Origin of the sequence: Sphingobacterium sp. ML3W (assembly GCF_029542085.1) — a bacterium.
In the GTDB taxonomy this organism is placed as follows: domain Bacteria; phylum Bacteroidota; class Bacteroidia; order Sphingobacteriales; family Sphingobacteriaceae; genus Sphingobacterium.
The window spans coordinates 4,672,007-4,690,682 of sequence record NZ_CP107036.1 but is presented as its reverse complement, the minus strand read 5'-3'; the positions used below and the strand labels follow the sequence as shown (position 1 = coordinate 4,690,682).

12 protein-coding genes and 1 tRNA gene are annotated in these 18,676 nt (G+C 40.9%); 7 read left to right on the top strand and 6 right to left on the bottom strand.

Annotated features, from left to right (window positions below):
- Positions 1 to 26 precede the first annotated feature (26 nt).
- The 5 genes from OGI71_RS19750 to OGI71_RS19730 are packed head-to-tail and all read right to left on the bottom strand — an operon-like array spanning position 27 to position 6,534.
- Positions 27 to 569, bottom strand: coding sequence for an NUDIX hydrolase (locus OGI71_RS19750; RefSeq protein WP_282251288.1), 543 nt, complete (start codon positions 567 to 569; stop codon positions 27 to 29).
- Positions 570 to 2,306: a phospho-sugar mutase gene (locus tag OGI71_RS19745; RefSeq protein ID WP_282251286.1), complete on the bottom strand. Its 1,737-nt coding sequence runs from the start codon at positions 2,304 to 2,306 to the stop codon at positions 570 to 572.
- Positions 2,307 to 2,340: 34 nt separating this feature from the next.
- Positions 2,341 to 3,024: a hypothetical protein gene (locus tag OGI71_RS19740; RefSeq protein ID WP_282251285.1), complete on the bottom strand. Its 684-nt coding sequence runs from the start codon at positions 3,022 to 3,024 to the stop codon at positions 2,341 to 2,343.
- A 21-nt stretch (positions 3,025 to 3,045) separates the two neighbouring features.
- Positions 3,046 to 3,810, bottom strand: coding sequence for an enoyl-CoA hydratase/isomerase family protein (locus tag OGI71_RS19735; RefSeq protein WP_282251284.1), 765 nt, complete (start codon positions 3,808 to 3,810; stop codon positions 3,046 to 3,048).
- A 39-nt stretch (positions 3,811 to 3,849) separates the two neighbouring features.
- Positions 3,850 to 6,534 carry a TonB-dependent receptor plug domain-containing protein gene (locus tag OGI71_RS19730; RefSeq protein WP_282251283.1) on the bottom strand — a complete coding sequence of 895 codons (2,685 nt, stop codon included), beginning with the start codon at positions 6,532 to 6,534 and terminating at the stop codon, positions 3,850 to 3,852.
- Between the two features lie 194 nt (positions 6,535 to 6,728).
- On the opposite strand from OGI71_RS19730, the gene purD reads away from it, so the two are divergent.
- Both purD and OGI71_RS19720 read left to right on the top strand, forming a co-directional pair.
- The gene (purD, locus tag OGI71_RS19725) at positions 6,729 to 8,003 is read left to right on the top strand and encodes a phosphoribosylamine--glycine ligase (protein ID WP_282251281.1); all 1,275 of its coding nucleotides are present in this window, start codon (positions 6,729 to 6,731) and stop codon (positions 8,001 to 8,003) included.
- A 91-nt stretch (positions 8,004 to 8,094) separates the two neighbouring features.
- A tRNA-Glu gene (locus OGI71_RS19720) sits at positions 8,095 to 8,166 on the top strand.
- 283 nt (positions 8,167 to 8,449) lie between these two features.
- Here the strand turns inward: OGI71_RS19720 and OGI71_RS19715 are convergent.
- Positions 8,450 to 9,109, bottom strand: coding sequence for a DUF6266 family protein (locus OGI71_RS19715; protein WP_282251279.1), 660 nt, complete (start codon positions 9,107 to 9,109; stop codon positions 8,450 to 8,452).
- Between the two features lie 987 nt (positions 9,110 to 10,096).
- Here OGI71_RS19715 and OGI71_RS19710 point away from each other — a divergent pair.
- The 5 genes from OGI71_RS19710 to OGI71_RS19690 are packed head-to-tail and all read left to right on the top strand — an operon-like array spanning position 10,097 to position 18,600.
- Positions 10,097 to 11,554 carry an IPT/TIG domain-containing protein gene (locus OGI71_RS19710; protein WP_282251278.1) on the top strand — a complete coding sequence of 486 codons (1,458 nt, stop codon included), beginning with the start codon at positions 10,097 to 10,099 and terminating at the stop codon, positions 11,552 to 11,554.
- 11 nt (positions 11,555 to 11,565) lie between these two features.
- On the top strand, positions 11,566 to 14,724 hold the full coding sequence (locus OGI71_RS19705) for a TonB-dependent receptor (RefSeq protein ID WP_282251276.1): 3,159 nt from the start codon (positions 11,566 to 11,568) through the stop codon (positions 14,722 to 14,724).
- Positions 14,725 to 14,736: 12 nt separating this feature from the next.
- Positions 14,737 to 16,794, top strand: a complete 2,058-nt coding sequence (locus tag OGI71_RS19700) for a RagB/SusD family nutrient uptake outer membrane protein (protein ID WP_282251275.1) — start codon at positions 14,737 to 14,739, stop codon at positions 16,792 to 16,794.
- A 15-nt stretch (positions 16,795 to 16,809) separates the two neighbouring features.
- Positions 16,810 to 17,793, top strand: coding sequence for a DUF4973 domain-containing protein (locus OGI71_RS19695; RefSeq protein WP_282251274.1), 984 nt, complete (start codon positions 16,810 to 16,812; stop codon positions 17,791 to 17,793).
- 60 nt (positions 17,794 to 17,853) lie between these two features.
- On the top strand, positions 17,854 to 18,600 hold the full coding sequence (locus OGI71_RS19690) for an amino acid racemase (protein ID WP_282251273.1): 747 nt from the start codon (positions 17,854 to 17,856) through the stop codon (positions 18,598 to 18,600).
- Positions 18,601 to 18,676: the final 76 nt, after the last annotated feature.

The following is an 18,676-nucleotide window of genomic DNA, read 5'->3' as shown; positions in this document are numbered from 1 at the left end:
AAAAACAGAATAAAATTAGGCTTGTTTTATAACAAGCCTAATTTATTAAAAGCATAGAATAATGCGCTGCTGTGTAATGCCTGACTAAATTTGTTTTCCAGCAACATTGTTTTCGCTTCCTCAAGTGGGATAAGAAAAACTTCAATCTCTTCATGTTCGTCCAGATCTTGTTCCTGAACTTTCTGTCCACCTGTCATGAGGTAGGTATAGGTAATGTTGCCACTTGTCGCGGGATTGGCATAGAGACTCGCAATCTCTTCAATTTTATCGAATTGATATCCCGTTTCTTCGAGCATTTCCCGAACTGCAGCGTCTAGCGGATTTTCTCCTGGCTCAGTGGTACCGGCCGGAATTTCCAATGAAATGATACCTGCACCATGACGGTATTGCCGGATTACTAATAACTCATTTTGTGCAGTGATGCCGACCATATTAACCCAATCCGGATATTCCAGGACATAATAGTGGTCATTAATGCGCCCATCGGGTAGTTCGCAAGTATCCCTGCGTAATGTTGCCCAAGGTTCCTTACAGATATATTCAGATGATAATCGTTTCCATTTTTCCATTTATCCAACAATATCTTTCATCATACGGTCTACCTTTTCTTCCAATATATTTTGAAGGCTTAGGTAATTACTTTTATCTTGCAGCGTCCCCTTAACGGAGCAATAGAATTTGATTTTGGGCTCTGTACCCGAAGGTCTCGCTGAAATCACGTCACCATCCACAGTGATAAACTGTAATACATCCGACTTTGGAAGGGTAATTTCGCTTTTACGGCCTGTTTTCATGTCAGTTGTTTGGGAAAGCTCATAATCCCGAATTTCTTTGACTTCTATTCCGCCGAGCTTGGTAGGTAGGTTTTGGCGTAGACCGGCCATCATGGCTTGAATTTCCTCGGCTCCAGCTTTTCCTTTTTTTGTTAAAGAGATCAGTTTTTCCTGATAGCAACCAAATTCTTGATAGATATCTAATAACACTTCATAAACAGTCTTGCCTTTTGACTTAAAATATGCAGTCATCTCGGCCAAGAATGCACAGGAATTAGGCGCATCCTTATCCCGGACTAAATCACCGACTAAGTAGCCATAACTTTCCTCTCCACCGGCAAGATATTGTGCCGAATCACCTAGTTTTGTTATCAGTTCGCCGATATATTTAAACCCAGTGAGTGTTTCATAATGAGCGACATGGTAATGATTTGCAATGTCAACCTGGAGGTTGCTGGTTACAATCGTTTTCACAATATAAGGGTTGTTGCCCAATTGTTTTAGATCACTTTTTGCACTCAGCACATAATAGATTAACAAACTGCCAATTTGATTACCATTGAGTAATTGAAATTGGCCTTGACTGTTTTTAACCGCGATCCCTACGCGGTCCGCATCTGGATCGGTTGCTAAAACAAGGTCTGCGTCAATCTCTTCCCCCTTTTTCTTCGCTAAGGCCATGGCGTCCTCCTCCTCAGGGTTAGGATAGATCACTGTAGGGAAGTTCCCATCCGGGTTCGCTTGTTCGGTGACCACAGTAACATTTTCAAAGCCCCATGAGGCAAGCATTTTTGGAACGATCGTAATTCCAGTACCATGTATCGGAGAATAAACTATTTTTAGGTCCTTCTGTGCCAGTACGGCCTCTGGGTGTATGCTTAGTGCTTTATTGGCATCAATATAAATTGGATCAATTTCTTCACCAACAGAAATAATATTTTGGGTATTCCCTTCAAATCGGATGTCTTTGACACTAGCGATAGCATTGACCTCATCGATTACATTTTTATCATGGGGAGCTGTCAATTGTGAACCATCGTTCCAATAAGCTTTATAGCCATTGTATTCCTTAGGATTATGTGAAGCAGTCAACATGACCCCACTTTTACATCCAAAATGACGGATTGCAAAAGATAGCATCGGTGTAGGACGCAGTTCGTTAAAAAGATAAACCTTGATACCGTTTGCTGCAAATACTTGGGCAACAAGCTGGCCAAAGGACTGCGAATTGTTACGGCTATCGTAGGAGACGGCTACTTTTATCTCCTCGTTGGGAAACTGTTTTTTTAGATAGTTTGATAATCCCTGGGTCGCTTTTCCAATTGTATACTTATTCATACGATTGGATCCCACACCCATAATCCCTCTTAAACCTCCAGTTCCAAACTCGAGATCCTTGTAGAATGAATCAATCAATTCCGTCTCGGCCTGATCATCTATTAATTTCTGAACAGCGCACCTTGTTTCCTCGTCGTAATTTGAGGTCAACCAATCGTCAACTTTCTTTTGTATGTCTTTATCTAAATTTCCCATGATCGTTAAATATGGCTAAATGTAAAAAATTCTTTTAGGCGTCGCAACCCGCATAGGCGCGGTCAATGACTGTAATGTACCATTTTTCCCCCTCTTTTGTCACATGAAAAACAAAAGGTTCTTCGCTTTCGTTGGAAGTCATGATTGCACGGTAGCTCCTGGTTTCTATATTTCTCAATCGCAGTAATTCGGTTTGATTAATTTTTGCATCTAAAATCTCATTCATGAATTTGGCTGTTTGTGACAGTTCATTCGGACGGGACTTCCTATCATAAAAAAAACCAAGTTTGTCCCATTTCATTGTTCCACAGTCAAAAACAGGCAGTTTTCCTGCTTTTAGAGGTCCTTTGTAACTCAGTTTTTCATACGAATGATATTCTGGTACTGGTTTGGAAAAGTTAAAACTACTTTGATGCACATACGAATCTAATGCCCCCGGACGATAGATGATATAGATCCCTAATTTTGGATGGATATAGTTATTGATTGTTTTACTGTCTTGATCAGTATATGCTTTGGCAATTTTTTCCAATACTTCTTCCAGTGTTTCAGTATCCTCTTTCTTCACTTCTTTTTCGATCGTGTCTGGTTTGCTTATGGTATCCAAAGGGATAGAATCCTGGGCAATTTTTACTGCCTTGTCTTCTTTTTTATTGTTTCTACAGGAGATCACACCTATGGAGAGACAGATAAGAACAAAGAAAAAGAGGTTTCTCATGTTATTTTCGTTTATTTAATATTATTTTTTTGAAGTCAAGTTTTCGATGATCGACTTTAATATAGACCGTGTTGACGGTAACCACCATTGCTCTAGAATGGCCTGAATAGTTTCTTCTCTATTTTCGCGCAATTTAAGAATTATTTCTTTTCTGAAGTTTAGTTTAGAAGTCTGCCAAGTCTTTTGATTAAACTGCGTGATCTGTCTGATCTTCTTTGCTGCGGTATTAAAAAGTATATCCGCTGGAACGACTTCATCGACTAAGCCCTGTGATTTTGCTTCCTGCGGAGAAAGCAGTTTTCCCTCGAGGAGATTCTGGTAAGCATGTCGTTTCCCGATCCAAAAAGCATAAAGTTGGAAGATACTTTCGGGAACGATAAGCCCAACAGGTATCTCATTGAGACCTATGACAAAATTCCCCTCAGCCATGATCCTATAATCGCAGCATAAGGCAAATACACAACCTCCAGCAGGGCTATGACCAGATATGGCGGCAGCTATCGGTTTAGGAAAAGAGGCCAGTAGCGACGTTGCCTCCAAAAAAAGATTCCAGAATTCCCGGATTTGATCCTCATCATAGCCGAATAAGGTTATAAGGTCGAGACCGGCACTAAAAAAGTTTTCCTTACCAATAAGAATCGCTCCACGGACGGCATCGTTTTCTTGGTTAGATTCCAAGGTCTCTATAAGTTCTTTCAATAGCTTTGTATCGATGGCGTTTGACTTTCCCCGATCCAAAAAAATACTTAAAATATGGTCTTCTATGTTGGTTTTAATGTGCTCCATAACGAATTTATATAAATTTATAACGGTTTGTTCGTGTTGCTATTGTGGTTTCACTTCTATTAAATATTCAAGATGGGCAATTTTGCCCTCCATGTCAACTCCTTCGATGATAATTTTATAAGTTCCGGGTTCATCAGAAGTGAAAAAATCAAATTTGGTTTTCCCATTTTTCTCTGTAACCAGGTTAGATTCCCAGGCGATGGTTGTTCTGAGATCACGCTTGAGTTCCTGCTTTTGAGCGGTGTTATATTGTGGTTTGAAAAAATTACGGTTTACATGCAGTCCTTTAGGCACAATTGTGACAATTCCTGTTGGCGTATAGGAGGCTGAAAATGCTTCACCAGATTTACTCGTAATGACCAATACACCGTTTCCGCCATACATACCATAAATGGCGGTATTGCCTATGCTCCTCAGCACCTCGATACTTGCGATGTCCTGAATATTGATCATGCTGATCTGATCCGCCTCAATGTACATTCCATCTAAAACAACCTGCATGGGACTACCCCCGTTCATTCCCATCGATCGGGTGCTGTAAGGGACTCCATTTCGGAAGATAACGCCCACTAGTCTTCCTGCGAGACATTGCTCCAGGGTTGTGCAGGTCGATAGATCTTCCGCAGATAAAACCTGATCTGCATGGCCGGGGCCATTGAGATTTCTTGAATTTTTGTCTGCTTTATTGGTCCTTACCCTGTTAACTTGGACTTCCTCCAATTTAATACTTTTTTGAATAATACCAGCAGCTTCCAGTTCCGTCAAAAATTGCTGGCTACCTTTGAGTTGATCGATCAGTTTGGTGTTTACATCATTCGCGATCAATGGCTGGTCTTTGCTTTCCGTAACTGCTGGAACTGCGGTTTCGTCAACAAGTATATCGACCCTATTCTTCTCCTTTGGACCATTCCCCGTTACTATAAATTTAATACTATCAGCGAATAATAAGTTATCAAAAACAAATCGACCATCATTATTTGTCAATGTATCTATACTCAGCATCATATTGCTCGTTGGTACTAAGGTCACCTTCGCATTAGGAACGACCGCTTTGCGCCCAGTTTTCTTTACTGTTCCTGATATTGTGAGTCCCTTTTCAGGTAGATGTGGATTATTCGTTGTACTGAGAGAATTCTTCCAATCCAGTTTACGCCAGCCTTGGATCAACATGAGGTTGTCAAGATCAGTAAACCGGATGTTATTTAGATCTTCAAAATAATAATTCGGCCGCTCTACAAAACCACGGAGATCGGATTTGAGTAGAAGCTCCGAGATTATGGAAGAATAATATTGGTCTGTCGTAGAATCGATTTTACTGAGATTGACTACAGCAGCAGATAGTGCCGCTATTTTTGATGTATCGCTACTACCTTCTTTAACGGAGAGGTTTGCGATGACCTGGTCTCTCGTCGAAAAGGAAGGCTTATTTAACTGGATTGCTATTGGAAATAATGTTTTAGGAGCATTGTAATTAAAGACGAGCCTCTCGATGATGGGGGTCATCTGCTCATTAAGTACAGACAGTTGAATCACTCCCGAAGGAAGATCCTTTTTGGGAATATTGAATAGAATCTCCGGTCCATTTAACTTTTGCTTTACAGCATGTAGTACAATACCATTATATTGTGCGATTAGATAAACATCTTTGCCGGTTACCAGATCATTAGTGGAGGATAATTGGGCTGCGATTTTGTCTTTTAAACCCGAATTGACGGTGAGGACATAGCCAGAGGCTGCTACTGGAGGCAGTGGGGCGCTTACCGAATTTCCATCTGGGAAGATTGCTGTGGCAATATATTTTTTTCCAGCGCTTAGAATAAGCGGCATGCTTCCCATACCAAGAGCATTGGTCTCAAATTCGATGATCGGCGATTGGTTTTCCTCTCCGATTTTGATTTTTGATTTTAGACCCAAGCCTGCAGGGCTAAGAACTTTGACTCCAGTTTTGCTCAAGATATTGTTTACCAATTCACCACTTTCAGGAAAAATCTGGATACTGTTTTGCTGATTTGGATTTGGGACGGTAAAACTCTTTAACACACGTCTTTTGTCTGAGGAAAGGAATTGCAATGTTAATAGCCCGCCTTTAAAGTTATCTTTGAGTTCAAGTGCTATCGTTCCATTTTCATTGGATTTTAATCGTCCTGTCTTTTCCTTTTGGCCATCTTGTTTGAGGGCATAGCTTACACTGCTGTTTATTAAAGGTGCTCCCTGAATTGTTTTTAGATTGATCTGGAAGAAATTTTCATTCCCATTTTTAAGCAATGTGCTTTGGGTTATGACATTATCCGCTCTTCCGTTGGTGATAGGAATAATACGCTCATAGAAATTGGATATGGAATCATTTTGCATCCAACGGGTGTACGCTCTAATTCTATACGAACCCTCCACGAGGGTGTCAGAAAGGCTGAAATCACCAATGCCGAGCCCTAATGTTAGTGGAATTTTGATGCTCTTGATGACGTTATTTGTTGGTGAGATTAATTCGATATTGGCGATTTTGCTGATATTGCTCAAGTAGTTGAAAGGTGCGGTGGTACAATACATTTTGAACCAAATATTTTCACCGGCCGAATAGTCATTTTTGTCTAGATGTAAATAAATTTTTTCGGTTACATGATTTTCATGGTAAGACTCCAATGTCTGTAACGTTTGATCAATTTGAGCGAGCGCCAAGAAAGGAAGTAATAGGCAATTGACTAACAACAATATTCGAGCGTACATATGACTAATGTTTCTTGAAAATTAGAAAATATTTTCCCTTTAATCAACTTATAAATCAAAATATTATCGAATTGGAGATGTTAAATTATTTGTATTGATGCTTTGGAGTTCTTTTGAGCCGGAAAATAAATTTAAAATCCGTTTTTGAACCATCTTATGCCTGAAAATTAGCATAAAAAAAATATCTTTGTGCTATGAATATCCTAATAATCGGTTCCGGAGGTCGTGAATCTGCCTTCGCCTATAAGTTGTCGAAAAGTCCACGTTTAGGTCAATTGTTTATTGCTCCAGGAAATGCTGGTACAGGAGCATATGGCCAAAATGTCAATATTAAAGTTACTGATTTTGAAGCTATCGCCTCCTTTGTGTTGGAAAATGCGATACAAATGGTACTCGTAGGACCAGAAGAGCCATTGGTAAAAGGTATTCATGATTATTTTTTGAACCGTGCAGATTTGAAAGAGATTCCGGTAATCGGTCCGCAACAGGAAGGAGCCCAATTAGAGGGTTCAAAAGATTTTTCGAAACAGTTTATGGATCGACATGGCATACCTACTGCTGCATCACGTTCTTTTGATGTCGCGTCATTGGAGGAAGGATTGGTTTATCTCGAGAGCCAAAAATTGCCGATCGTTCTTAAAGCCGATGGTTTGGCTGCGGGAAAAGGCGTTTTGATCTGTGAAACACTTGAAGATGCTAAAGCTGAATTGAAAGCTATGATTGCGGATTCCAAATTTGGAGAGGCAAGTCGCGTCGTTGTCGTTGAGGAATTTTTAAAAGGAATTGAGCTATCGGTATTCGTATTGACAGATGGAAACTCCTATAAGGTATTACCTTCTGCGAAAGATTATAAGCGGATAGGAGAGGGAGATACGGGGTTAAATACAGGTGGAATGGGATCTATTTCTCCAGTACCTTTTGCTGACGAAACATTTTTGAATAAGGTGGAAGAACGTATCATCAAACCAACTGTCGAAGGACTGAAGAAAGATGGTATTCCGTATAAAGGCTTTATTTTCATTGGATTGATGAATATTGAAGGGGAACCATATGTCATTGAATATAATGTTCGTATGGGCGATCCAGAGACAGAATCTGTATTGCCACGGATTGAATCTGATCTATTGGATTTGTTGGAAGGCGTTGCGCAAGGAAATTTAGACCAACGTTCTTATACCGTTTCACCAAAAACAGCCGTTACGGTGATGTTAGTGGCGGGAGGTTACCCTGGAGCCTATGAATCTGGAAAAGAGATCGCGAATATGGAAAACGTCAAGGAATCTATTGTATTCCAAGCAGGGACCAAGGAGCAGGATGGTAAGGTTGTCACTGCCGGTGGACGTGTAATTGCCGTTACGACATTACAAGACTCACTTTTTGATGCTCTTCAACAGGCTACTGCTGATGCCGGAAGAATTTATTTTGAAGGAAAATACTTCAGACGTGACATCGGTTTTGACCTAATCTAAAAAATATTTAAAATTATTTTTGTAATACTAATTTTAAGGTCTATATTTGCAACTCCAAAAACAAGAAAGCTTTTGGAGTTGCATTAAAAATGGCCCGTTCGTCTAGGGGTTAGGACGCAAGATTTTCATTCTTGAAACAGGGGTTCGATTCCCCTACGGGCTACAAAAGAAAAACCTGCAAAATCGTAAATTTGCAGGTTTTTTTGTTTTTCAGTATCTGCAAAGCCTACATTGATTCCCAAGAAAAAAGTGAAGAACAACCTTCATATGCAATTTCCTATCAAATGATGAAATTCCAGCCCTTCTCCGAATTCTACATCTCCTATGTGTAAGGCTAGGTGATTCCCATAAAATTTCTTTAAATTATTTATTTTAAGCATCTGGTCTTTTTAAGATTTTCGTACTACGGGTTACATTCAATCTGGAATAATGACACATGATACCGCTCAAACTTTTATCTTCCCCAAGTGCAGGCTATCTGTATTACCTCCACCATAGCTCTCTACAAAAAATAGATACACTTCATAAGTCGCTTCCTTTCTATGCTCTGGAATATTAACATCTTGTTTGCCAGAGATTAAGCTGTTTTTCGAGTCGTTCATCAAAAGTGGAAATTCAACACTATTATCCGCTGCGCTATACAGGATTAAGAAGGAATCGTAAGACCTTGTGTCAAACTTCTTCTCCAGATAGGCATCATATTCCCAAGTAACCTGAAGCACTTGTTTTTCCTGATCGAAATCCATCGTGTAGGAAGTGATGGGGTTTGGGCTTCCTTTGGCAATCATAAATTTCTGCCAGTTAACCACAAAACCGTCTCCTTCCTGGATAAGTGCTTCGTTCAGATTATAAGACATAGCGACATCGTATGCCCGCTTTGGATAGCTATACGCCTTATAACCTATCTTGATGATCGAATTTAACAGGCTAATATGCGACCTCACAATTTTGAAGCGCGTTCTACTGAGCAACTGTTCAGGAGTGGGCGCCCGTTTTTTAACGCGCGGGAGAGAACGCACATAATTTCCTGTTTTCGTTAACACAAACACAACGGAACCTGCTTTCCCAGAAACAGTTCCATTAACGCCATTTTTGATGATTGCCATAACTAACTGATTATAATATGGATAGTTAAGATAGGCATTAAAGCCGAAACATCCTAATACCAGACTATACCTAATAACAATTTTCAATCAATTTTTAGACAGTAATCAGTCACTGGTTATTCAGTCTTTACTGAGTTATCACTGAGCAAACACTGAACGAGCACTGAACAAGTACTGTGAAAAGGACTAATTTGATCTCTATTTGATTTTAATGTGTTGTCCCTAAAAATATCGATAAAAGAAACTAACAATCATAAAGAAAAGGATCCAAGATCTCAATCTGGACCAAAATGAAATAAATCTACTTTTCAAGGACTATATATCAACTAGCTGATTAGTTGTACAGAAAAAATAAATCCTTAGTAAGCTAGTTTATAGATTATTGTGTTATGGATGTTTTGGTTTGATACAAATACGCAGATTATTGAGATAATTCGATAGTCTCAAAAATTTTACGTTCCCTACTTTTGAGTAATCAATTATAAAGCAGAACATCTTAGAGAAATATTAGAAACCAAAATTTAAGAAATATCCAACAAATTTTTTTGAACGGAACAGACAGTACAATGCGAATAATCAGTAGAATGGTTTGAAGTAACTATTAAACGAGGAACAGGGAGTTTCTAATAAAACATGAAGCTGTGTCCTATTCGGGATTTGAAAACGGAAATAGAAAGTATTAGAAAAGTAATTTAAATAAATTAGGAAGACTTTGAAGCTATTGCACGAAAGTCTTTTTTCGCTGTCAAAAGCTAATACCATTTAGCTATAATTTAAAAAATCAATTATGTGTAAACTTTTAAAAGAAGTTCGCCCTTCAAAAGGGCGGGCATCGATTCGTTCGTCCTAAAATTTCGACGTAAGAAAAACTAGTTAAGTCCCTGACATGCTTTCAACGAGATAAGCCTAAAGATAAAATATCCGGAAGCGGTCCACTGGGGTACTAAAAAAAAGTATTTGAAATAAATTCTAACCAATTCATAATTTATGAGAACAAAACAAGTAGCGAGTAGAGCCTTGTACCGATTGGGTAGACTCTGGGTCTTTATGATTCTCACCTTTGGTCTTTGGGCCTGCAAGAACGATACAACAGCAATTATGGGAGAATCTAAGCCTTTTGATCCCAATAAACCAGTCGTCGTGTCTGATTTCAACCCAAAATCGGGCGGTATGGGTCAGCGTCTAATTATTTATGGGCAAAATTTCGGAAATGATCCGAAGAATGTTACTGTACTTATAGGAGGACAACAAGCAGTCGTTATTAATGCTTTAGGAGAGTCATTGTATTGCCTTGTTCCCAAACAGGCTTTCGCGGGGGATATCGAAGTGCGTGTTGGCGGGGCCGAGAAACCTGTCATAGGACGGGCAGAAGCAAAGTTTGATTATAAACGTAAGCTGGTGGTATCCACACTCGCTGGTTACCGGAATGCCCGCGGTGACGAACCTTGGAAAGATGGCAAGTTTAAAGATGCTGACCAAAACAAAATGGCGAGCGGCTTTTGGCTTTCCTCTTTTATGAAGTTTGACCCCATGAATCCTAAACATCTGTGGGTGACATTTGATGATAATAATGGCCTTTATCTGATCAATTTTGAGGATAGCACGATTACCAAAAAGCGTTCCGATTTTAACCGTCCGCGTAGTGTAGATTTTTCGGTAGATGGGAAATATATGATTGTGGCGCAAGATCGGGGAGGAGAGAACGATGAATCTACCCTCTTGTTTTCCCGTGCAAAGAGCTTTCTCGATAAAGAAGTACTGACCAAAAGTAGACAATGTAATGGGGCCTCCATCCACCCAATTAATGGGGAAATGTATTTTAACAGTTATGCAAAGGGAGAGTTCTTCCGTTTTGATCTCAATCAGTATTTCACGGATAAAACGGTAAAAGCTGAGCAGTTATATGTGATTCAGGATCCGGAGTGGGAGTATCGGGCTTTGATCCATCCGACGGGAAACTACGCCTATATTTTGGTGATTAACCAGGGTTATATTATGCGTGCGGACTACAACTGGGATAAAAAACGGTTTAACCAACCCTATTTAGTTTGCGGTAAAGTCCGTGAATCCGGTTATAAAGATGGGGTGGGATCCTCAGCCCGTGTCAATCAGCCCTACCAAGGGGTATTTGTAAAAAATCAAGCCTATGTGGAAGCAGGTAAGCCTGATGTCTACGATTTTTATTTTACAGACCTTATGAATCATGCCATTCGTATGCTTACGCCTGAAGGTGCCGTAACAACTTTTGCTGGTAGAGGTAGTTCAAGCCTGAATACTAATCCTTACGGTTATGTTAATGGAGATCTAAGGGCAGATGCTCGTTTTGATCGACCATCAGGCATCGCCTATAATGAAAAAGAACAAGCTTTTTATATCGGAGACCGGGAAAATAGGCGAATTCGTAAGATCGCTCTGGAGGAAATGGATGAAAATGACCAAGATTAACCTGTGATAAGATGATAAATAAAATATTACTAACATGTATGGCGCTTCTCAGTTTCAGCTTGAGTGTGTTCGCACAAGAAATTGTTGAAGTAACGGGTGTTATTGTCGATACCCAAAGGTCCCCTTTGATCGGTGTCAGCATCGCTGTGAAAGACGCTCCGGGGCTAGGGACGACCACGGATAGCAAGGGTAACTATAAGATAAAGGTAGAGCGTTACAAAACACTCGTCTTCTCTTCTGTTGGCTATCAAAAACAGGAAGTACTTGTGAAAGATTCACATATCATTGATGTGAGCTTGAAAGAATCGGAGACCAGTGTATTGGATGAGGTGGTGGTAACAGGAACAGGAACTCAAAAGAAGCTGACTTTGACGGGGGCTGCAAGTGGAGTCGATGTAGAAACCATGAAATCCAACCCGACTTCAAGTATCACGAATGCACTCGCTGGAAATGTACCAGGAGTAATGGCGATGATGCAGTCTGGTCAGCCCGGTAGAAATATCTCCGAGTTTTGGATACGTGGTATTTCTACCTTCGGTGGTGGTAGCGCAGCTTTAGTTTTGGTAGACAATGTTGAGCGCGATATCAATGATATAAATATCGAAGATATTGAAACATTTACAGTGCTTAAAGATGCAGCTATGACTGCAATTTATGGCTCTAGAGGTGCAAACGGCGTTATCCTGATCACTACTAAACGCGGTAAAGAGGGAAAAATCAACATCAATTTTAAGGACGAAACCATTTATAATACGCGTACGATTACGCCTGAATTTGAGGATGGTGTAACTTATGCTAACCTACTAAATGAGGCCCGGATCACACGAAATTTTGAACCTATTTATCGTCCGGAAGAGCTGGAAATCTTGCGTTTGGGATTGGACCCGGATCTTTATCCCAATGTCAACTGGAAAGATCTGTTGTTGAAAGATGGTGCCATGACGTATAGGGCAAACCTCAATATGATAGGAGGAGGGGCCACAACGCGTTATTTCGTGTCGGGAAGTTATGTCGATGAAGGTGGTATGTATAAAACAGATGAAACACTGCGCAACGATTATAACACAAATGCTAATTATAAACGTTGGAATTATCGTCTGAATGCGGATATCAACGTGACCAAAAGCACGGTATTGAAAGTTGGTGTTGCGGGATCACTGGACAAACGGAATAGTCCAGGCCTGGGTGATCAGGATCTTTGGGGTTCTTTTTTTGGATATTCCCCGATCAGTACACCAGTGCTGTATTCCAACGGCCGTGTGCCAACAATAGGAGATGGCAATAAGATCAATCCATGGGTCATGTCAACACAGTCGGGATTCAATGAAAATTGGCAAAACAAAGTGCAGACCGATGTCACAATCGAACAGAACTTTGATTTTATTACCAAAGGTTTAAGGCTTAGGGGTATTGTCGGCTTTGATACCTATAATAATAACAATATCACACGTATTAAATTGCCTGAATTATGGCATGCCGAACGCGCGCGTGATGAGAATGGAAATCTCATTTTTACGCATAAGGCTAATCCCAGAGAAATGGAACAGGGAGGGTACTCCGAAGGAAATAGACGGGAGTTTTATGATGTTATGTTTAATTATGATCGCAAAATCGGAGACCATAATTTAGGAGCAGTTGCACGTTTTACCCGCGATGCTTTTACCAAAACAGTTGATTTGGGCAATGACATCAAAAATGGTGTATCACGACGTAACCAGGCATTAGCAGGAAGATTAACCTATAATTGGAAGTCGCGTTATGTTGCTGATTTCAATTTTGGTTATACGGGTTCGGAAAACTTTGCCATGGGGCAACAATATGGCTTCTTTCCCGCTGTCGCAGCAGCATGGAATATCTCCGAGGAACCTTTTGTCAAAAATAATGTTCCTTGGCTGAATTTGCTTAAAGTACGTTACTCCTGGGGTAAGGTGGGAAATGACCAACTTAAAATAGGCAACAACAACGAACGCTTCCCGTACTTATATACGATTGATGAAATCTGGCGTAGAGATAATAATGGGAACCTTATACTGGACGGCGGTCAGAGGATTCCCGAAGGGGGGTATCAATGGGCTGACTATGGCCTAGATCGTTATTATGGTGGTATTCGGTATAGTCAGGTGGCTTCGCCCTACGTAACATGGGAAATGGCTACCAAAAATAACCTGGGTTTGGATATCGCTTTATTTCGGGATAAAATTGTCGCCAACTTCGATTTCTTTGATGAGAAACGTACCGGCATTTATATGGAACGAAGATTTTTGCCAAGCATGGTTGGCTTGGAAAGTATTCCAAGAGCGAATGTGGGCGGAGTAAAATCACGTGGTTTCGACGGACGCTTGGAATATAAACAGAAGATTGGTGAATTGAACCTTACAGCACGTAGCAATATCACCTATAGTAAGAACGAAATTACGGCAATCGATGAGGAAAATAACGTATATGGTTATCAAAATCAAAAAGGCTATCGTGTGGATCAGTCTATAGGATTGATCGCTTTAGGCTTGTTTAAAGATTACGATGACATTCGCAATAGCCCGAAACAACAGTTTGATAATAATCCACCAAATTATCAGCCCGGAGATATAAAATATAAAGATGTCAATGGAGATGGCATAGTGGATGATGGTGACCGGGTGGCCATAGGAGCAACGCGAAGACCTAATTTGGTTTATGGTATAGGTGCTTCTGTAAGTTGGCGCGGATTTGACCTTAGTGTCCATTTCCAAGGATCAGGGAAATCTACTTTTTCGATTTATGGAAAAACGGTACAAGCCTTTCGTGAAGGCGAATGGGGCCAGGTGATGAAAGGTGTCATGGGTGATAATCGTTGGATTTCTGCCGACATATCAGGCGATCCATCAACCGAGAATCCGAATGCATCTTATCCACGTTTAAGTTTTGGAGACAATATTAATAATTTCAGAGAGTCAACATTTTGGTTGAAAAACGGACAATATCTTCGTTTGAAAACTCTGGATATTGGTTATACACTGCCAAAACACCTCACCAATCGGATTAAGGCCAATAGCATTCGCCTGTTCCTCGTCGGCTCAAATTTATTGACCTGGTCAAAATTCAAACTTTGGGATCCAGAGCTGGCAACACCAAGGGGCGAGGATTATCCCCTACCCAAGTCATTTACATTTGGCATCAATATTAACCTATAAAATTAGAAAAAGATGCAAAGAAAGACATTATATATTGCGTTGATGCTCGCTTTGGGCACAAATTTGATCTCATCCTGTAAAAAGGATTACTTAAAGTCCGACCAATATTTTAAAGATCGGATCACCTTGGAAAAAACATTTAAAAGCAAGCTGTATTCGGAGAAATGGCTGGCTCATGTATTTGAGGAGTTTAAAGGTGAAAATGCCGATGTCGCCAGTAAAGGCCTGACACCACACTGTTTCGCAGATGATATGTATTATGGTGATCGGGACAAGGATTACGATCCATCAAAAAATGAACTGTCCTATAATATGTTTAAAATGGGTTTGTATACCGAAACTGATAAACAGGGGACATGGACTCAATCGTATCGCGGGATTCGGAATGCTTCAACCTTTATCCATAATATCTATATGAATACCGAGATGTCTGAGGCTGAAATCGTTGATTATCGGGGTCAGGCGCGTTTTGCGCGGGCTTACCTCTACTGGTTATTGCTCCGTAAATATGGACCAATTCCGATACTGCCCGATGAAGGCTTGGATTATACGGATAGTTACGAAGAACTGGCCATTGCGCGAAATACCTATGATGAGTGTGCTGAATTCATCAGCAACGAACTATTAACGGCCGCGAAAGAAATGGAAGCCCTTGGGATGAGACGTGGACAGGATGGCTCTAGCCGTCCTTCTGTAGGGGCAGCATTGGCTGCGCGGGCTAAGGTACTCCTGTATGCTGCAAGTCCATTGGCCAATGGGAATAATTCAGGTTACGCGGCGCGGTTGGTAGACAAGCAGATGAAACGCCTGTTGTCTGCCGATTATAAAGAAGAGAAATGGGCAAAGGCTGCAGCTGCTGCGCGTGATGTCATCGAACTGGGGGTATATCGGCTTTACACGGCCCCTTTTCAGGAAACGGGTGATGAGGCAACAGTCAGGCCTCCTCAGGATCATAATTTTTCGGATAAAAGCTGGCCAGCAGGTTGGGCGGATATTGATCCTGCCAAATCATATGCAGAGGTCTTTAATGGGACATTGACTGCTTCGGGTAATCCGGAGTTAATATTTACCCGAGGTAACAACCAACCGAATGAGGGTATCGACCAAATGGTCATCCACCAACTACCGCGTTCAGCAACGGGATGGAATACGCACGGACTAACACAGAAGCTGGTGGATGCTTATTATATGAATGATGGCACGGATGTACCGGGTAAGGATAAGGAAATTGGCCGTGGAAATGGTTCAAATCGTATCGGTGGTTTTGTGTCTCAGGAGGATTATGACAACAAAAAATACAGGCCATTGCGTCCCGGAGTGTCGTTGCAATATGCAAACCGAGAACCGAGATTCTATGCTTCGGTGGCTTATAGTGGAAGTTTTTGGACATTGCTTAATGAAACAAAAGAGGAAAACCGCAATAAACAAATCTTCTATTATAGCGCTGACCCAAAAGGGAACGGCTTTAATTCAGCGAATGGCTATTGGCTGCGTACGGGTTTCGGAGTTAAGAAGTTTGTTCATCCCAGTGATACTTACGAAGGCGGAGTTGGCTCACGTATTATTCCTAAGGCAGAGCCGGCCATCCGTTATGCAGATATATTGCTGATGTATGCTGAGGCGCTAAATGAGTTAAGCGGCTCATATACGGTTCCGTCTTGGCGCGGATCAAGTTACTCGATCAGTCGTGACATTGCTGAAATTAAAAAGGGTGTCCACCCAGTTCGTATCCGTGCTGGAGTGCCTGACTATGCGGTCAGTATATATGGTAACAAAAATGAGTTGCGCAAAACATTGAAACGGGAGCGCTTTATTGAGCTGATGGGGGAAGGACAGCGCTACTATGATCTACGTCGCTGGATGGATGCGCCAGTGGAAGAAGCATTGCCGGTCTATGGCTGTAACGTTTTGATGAACGTAGAGGAACGTGACCTTTTCTATCAGCCCGTCGCGATCTGGACCTTGAAGACAACCTTTGCTGACAAAATGTGGTTTTGGCCGATTAGCCATACCGAACTTAAGCGCAATAAGAATCTGACTCAAAATCCTGGATGGACTTATAATGATTAACCAAATATGCATTTTATGAACAAGTCATATATACAGTTGTTGTTCCTCACTTTACTTGCTGTCTGCGGCTCTTGTAATGATGAATGGAAAGAGGAACAGTTCGAACATTACATTTCTTTTAAAGCTCCCTTGGAAAGTGAGGGGGTCGCGAATATCTATGTTCGTTACAAGGATGGGCAAAAGACCACCTTCATGCAACCGTTGGAAGTGAGCGGGTCGACAACAAACGATAATAATCTTTCGGTCAAGGTTGGGGTGGATGCTGATACATTGGGTATCCTGAATTACGAGCGATTCCAGACGAGGACGGATTTTTATTACAAACAGCTCAGTACTAACTTTTTTACGATTCCATCAGCGGTGGATATCAAGTCTGGAGAAAATACCGGATTAATGGCCATTGATTTTACCCTGAAAGGTATTGATATGACCGAAAAATGGGTGCTTCCCTTGACCATTTTGGATGATCCGGGGGCTAAATATAAGGTCAATCCCCGGAAGCATTATAAAAAAGCACTATTACGTATCAACCCTTTTAACAATTACTCCGGGACCTATAGCGGGACGGCCTTGAAGGTTGTTATGGAAGGACATGAAAATGAAACCCCGATCGTAAAAAGTCAAATAAAGAGTTATGTTGTCGATGAGAATACGATCTTCTTTTATGCGGGTAATATAGATGAAGAGCGAAAGGACCGGAAGAATTATCAAGTTTTTGCAACATTCAATGACAAAGGTGGGGTAAGCTTTCGTGCCGTAAATCCAAATATGAAGTTCGTTGTCAAAAAAGATGCAAGTTATACTGTTTCAGAACAGATGGACGCCGTCCGTCCTTATTTATTGCATCGTTATATCACAATCAATAATGTGGATTACGAATTTACCGATTATACGCTTGTTTCTACTACGGCGATCAAATTCAAGGTTTCTGGCTCATTGATTTTGGAGCGTCAGCTCAATACACAGATTCCAGATGAGGATCAAGCCATTGAATGGTAAACTTTATCAAACCATTCGGCGAGCTATTGGTTATATCATAAGGTATAAAAGATAGTAGTTATGATTGGTATAGTAGGTGGCCTAGGTCCTTATGCAGGCTTGGATATAGCCAAGAAAATTATAGATGAAACAGTGGCAAGTTCCGATCAGGAACACTTGCCACTGTTGTTGTTTTCCTGCCCTAATTTGATTCCAGATCGTTCCGCATATTTATTGGATACATCGAAGGAGAATCCAGGAAAGGCAATAGCGATGATTTTAAAACAACTGGAGCAGGCTGGCGCAACGATTGCGGCAATTCCGTCGAATACAGCGCATGCAGAACCGATTTTTTCAGTTATCCAGGATGAGATGGCCCGTTTAGGGAATGAACTGAAGTTACTTCATATTGTTCATGAGACAGTACGCTTTGTTCATGAAAATTATCCAGAAAGTACAATAGGAGTGCTATCGACAGCAGGTGAACAGGCTTATAGCCAATATCGGGAAGCTTTTATGAAAAAGGGTTTTCCTATTGTGGAGCCTGAAGGTGCACAGAAAGAAAAGGTAAACAATGCTATCTACGATAAAGATTATGGTATTAAGGCACAGCCAGCACCTATAGCCAATAAGGCAAGAGAAGACCTATTAATGGCTATGGATGACTTGAAAAAACAAGGTGCTCAGGTGATTATTTTGGGATGTGCCGAATTGCCATTGGCTATTCCTGAAAAAGATCACAACGGAATGGTTGTAATTGATCCCAATCGTATTCTCGCCCGAGCACTGATTCAAGCGGTTGCTCCCGGAAAACTCAAAGCACTCTAGCGTGGCTTTGTCAAATTGGCAGATTTTTTAGGGAAATGCTTGTTGGTATGAGTTTTGTCCTCTGATTAATAGTTGT

Bases quoted from the DNA above. Each gene is read 5' to 3' on its own strand.
- OGI71_RS19750 (WP_282251288.1), bottom strand. From the start codon at position 569: ATGGAAAAATGGAAACGATTATCATCTGAATATATCTGTAAGGAACCT.
- OGI71_RS19745 (WP_282251286.1), bottom strand. From the start codon at position 2,306: ATGGGAAATTTAGATAAAGACATACAAAAGAAAGTTGACGATTGGTTG.
- OGI71_RS19740 (WP_282251285.1), bottom strand. From the start codon at position 3,024: ATGAGAAACCTCTTTTTCTTTGTTCTTATCTGTCTCTCCATAGGTGTG.
- OGI71_RS19735 (WP_282251284.1), bottom strand. From the start codon at position 3,810: ATGGAGCACATTAAAACCAACATAGAAGACCATATTTTAAGTATTTTT.
- OGI71_RS19730 (WP_282251283.1), bottom strand. From the start codon at position 6,534: ATGTACGCTCGAATATTGTTGTTAGTCAATTGCCTATTACTTCCTTTC.
- purD (WP_282251281.1), top strand. From the start codon at position 6,729: ATGAATATCCTAATAATCGGTTCCGGAGGTCGTGAATCTGCCTTCGCC.
- OGI71_RS19715 (WP_282251279.1), bottom strand. From the start codon at position 9,109: ATGGCAATCATCAAAAATGGCGTTAATGGAACTGTTTCTGGGAAAGCA.
- OGI71_RS19710 (WP_282251278.1), top strand. From the start codon at position 10,097: ATGAGAACAAAACAAGTAGCGAGTAGAGCCTTGTACCGATTGGGTAGA.
- OGI71_RS19705 (WP_282251276.1), top strand. From the start codon at position 11,566: ATGATAAATAAAATATTACTAACATGTATGGCGCTTCTCAGTTTCAGC.
- OGI71_RS19700 (WP_282251275.1), top strand. From the start codon at position 14,737: ATGCAAAGAAAGACATTATATATTGCGTTGATGCTCGCTTTGGGCACA.
- OGI71_RS19695 (WP_282251274.1), top strand. From the start codon at position 16,810: ATGAACAAGTCATATATACAGTTGTTGTTCCTCACTTTACTTGCTGTC.
- OGI71_RS19690 (WP_282251273.1), top strand. From the start codon at position 17,854: ATGATTGGTATAGTAGGTGGCCTAGGTCCTTATGCAGGCTTGGATATA.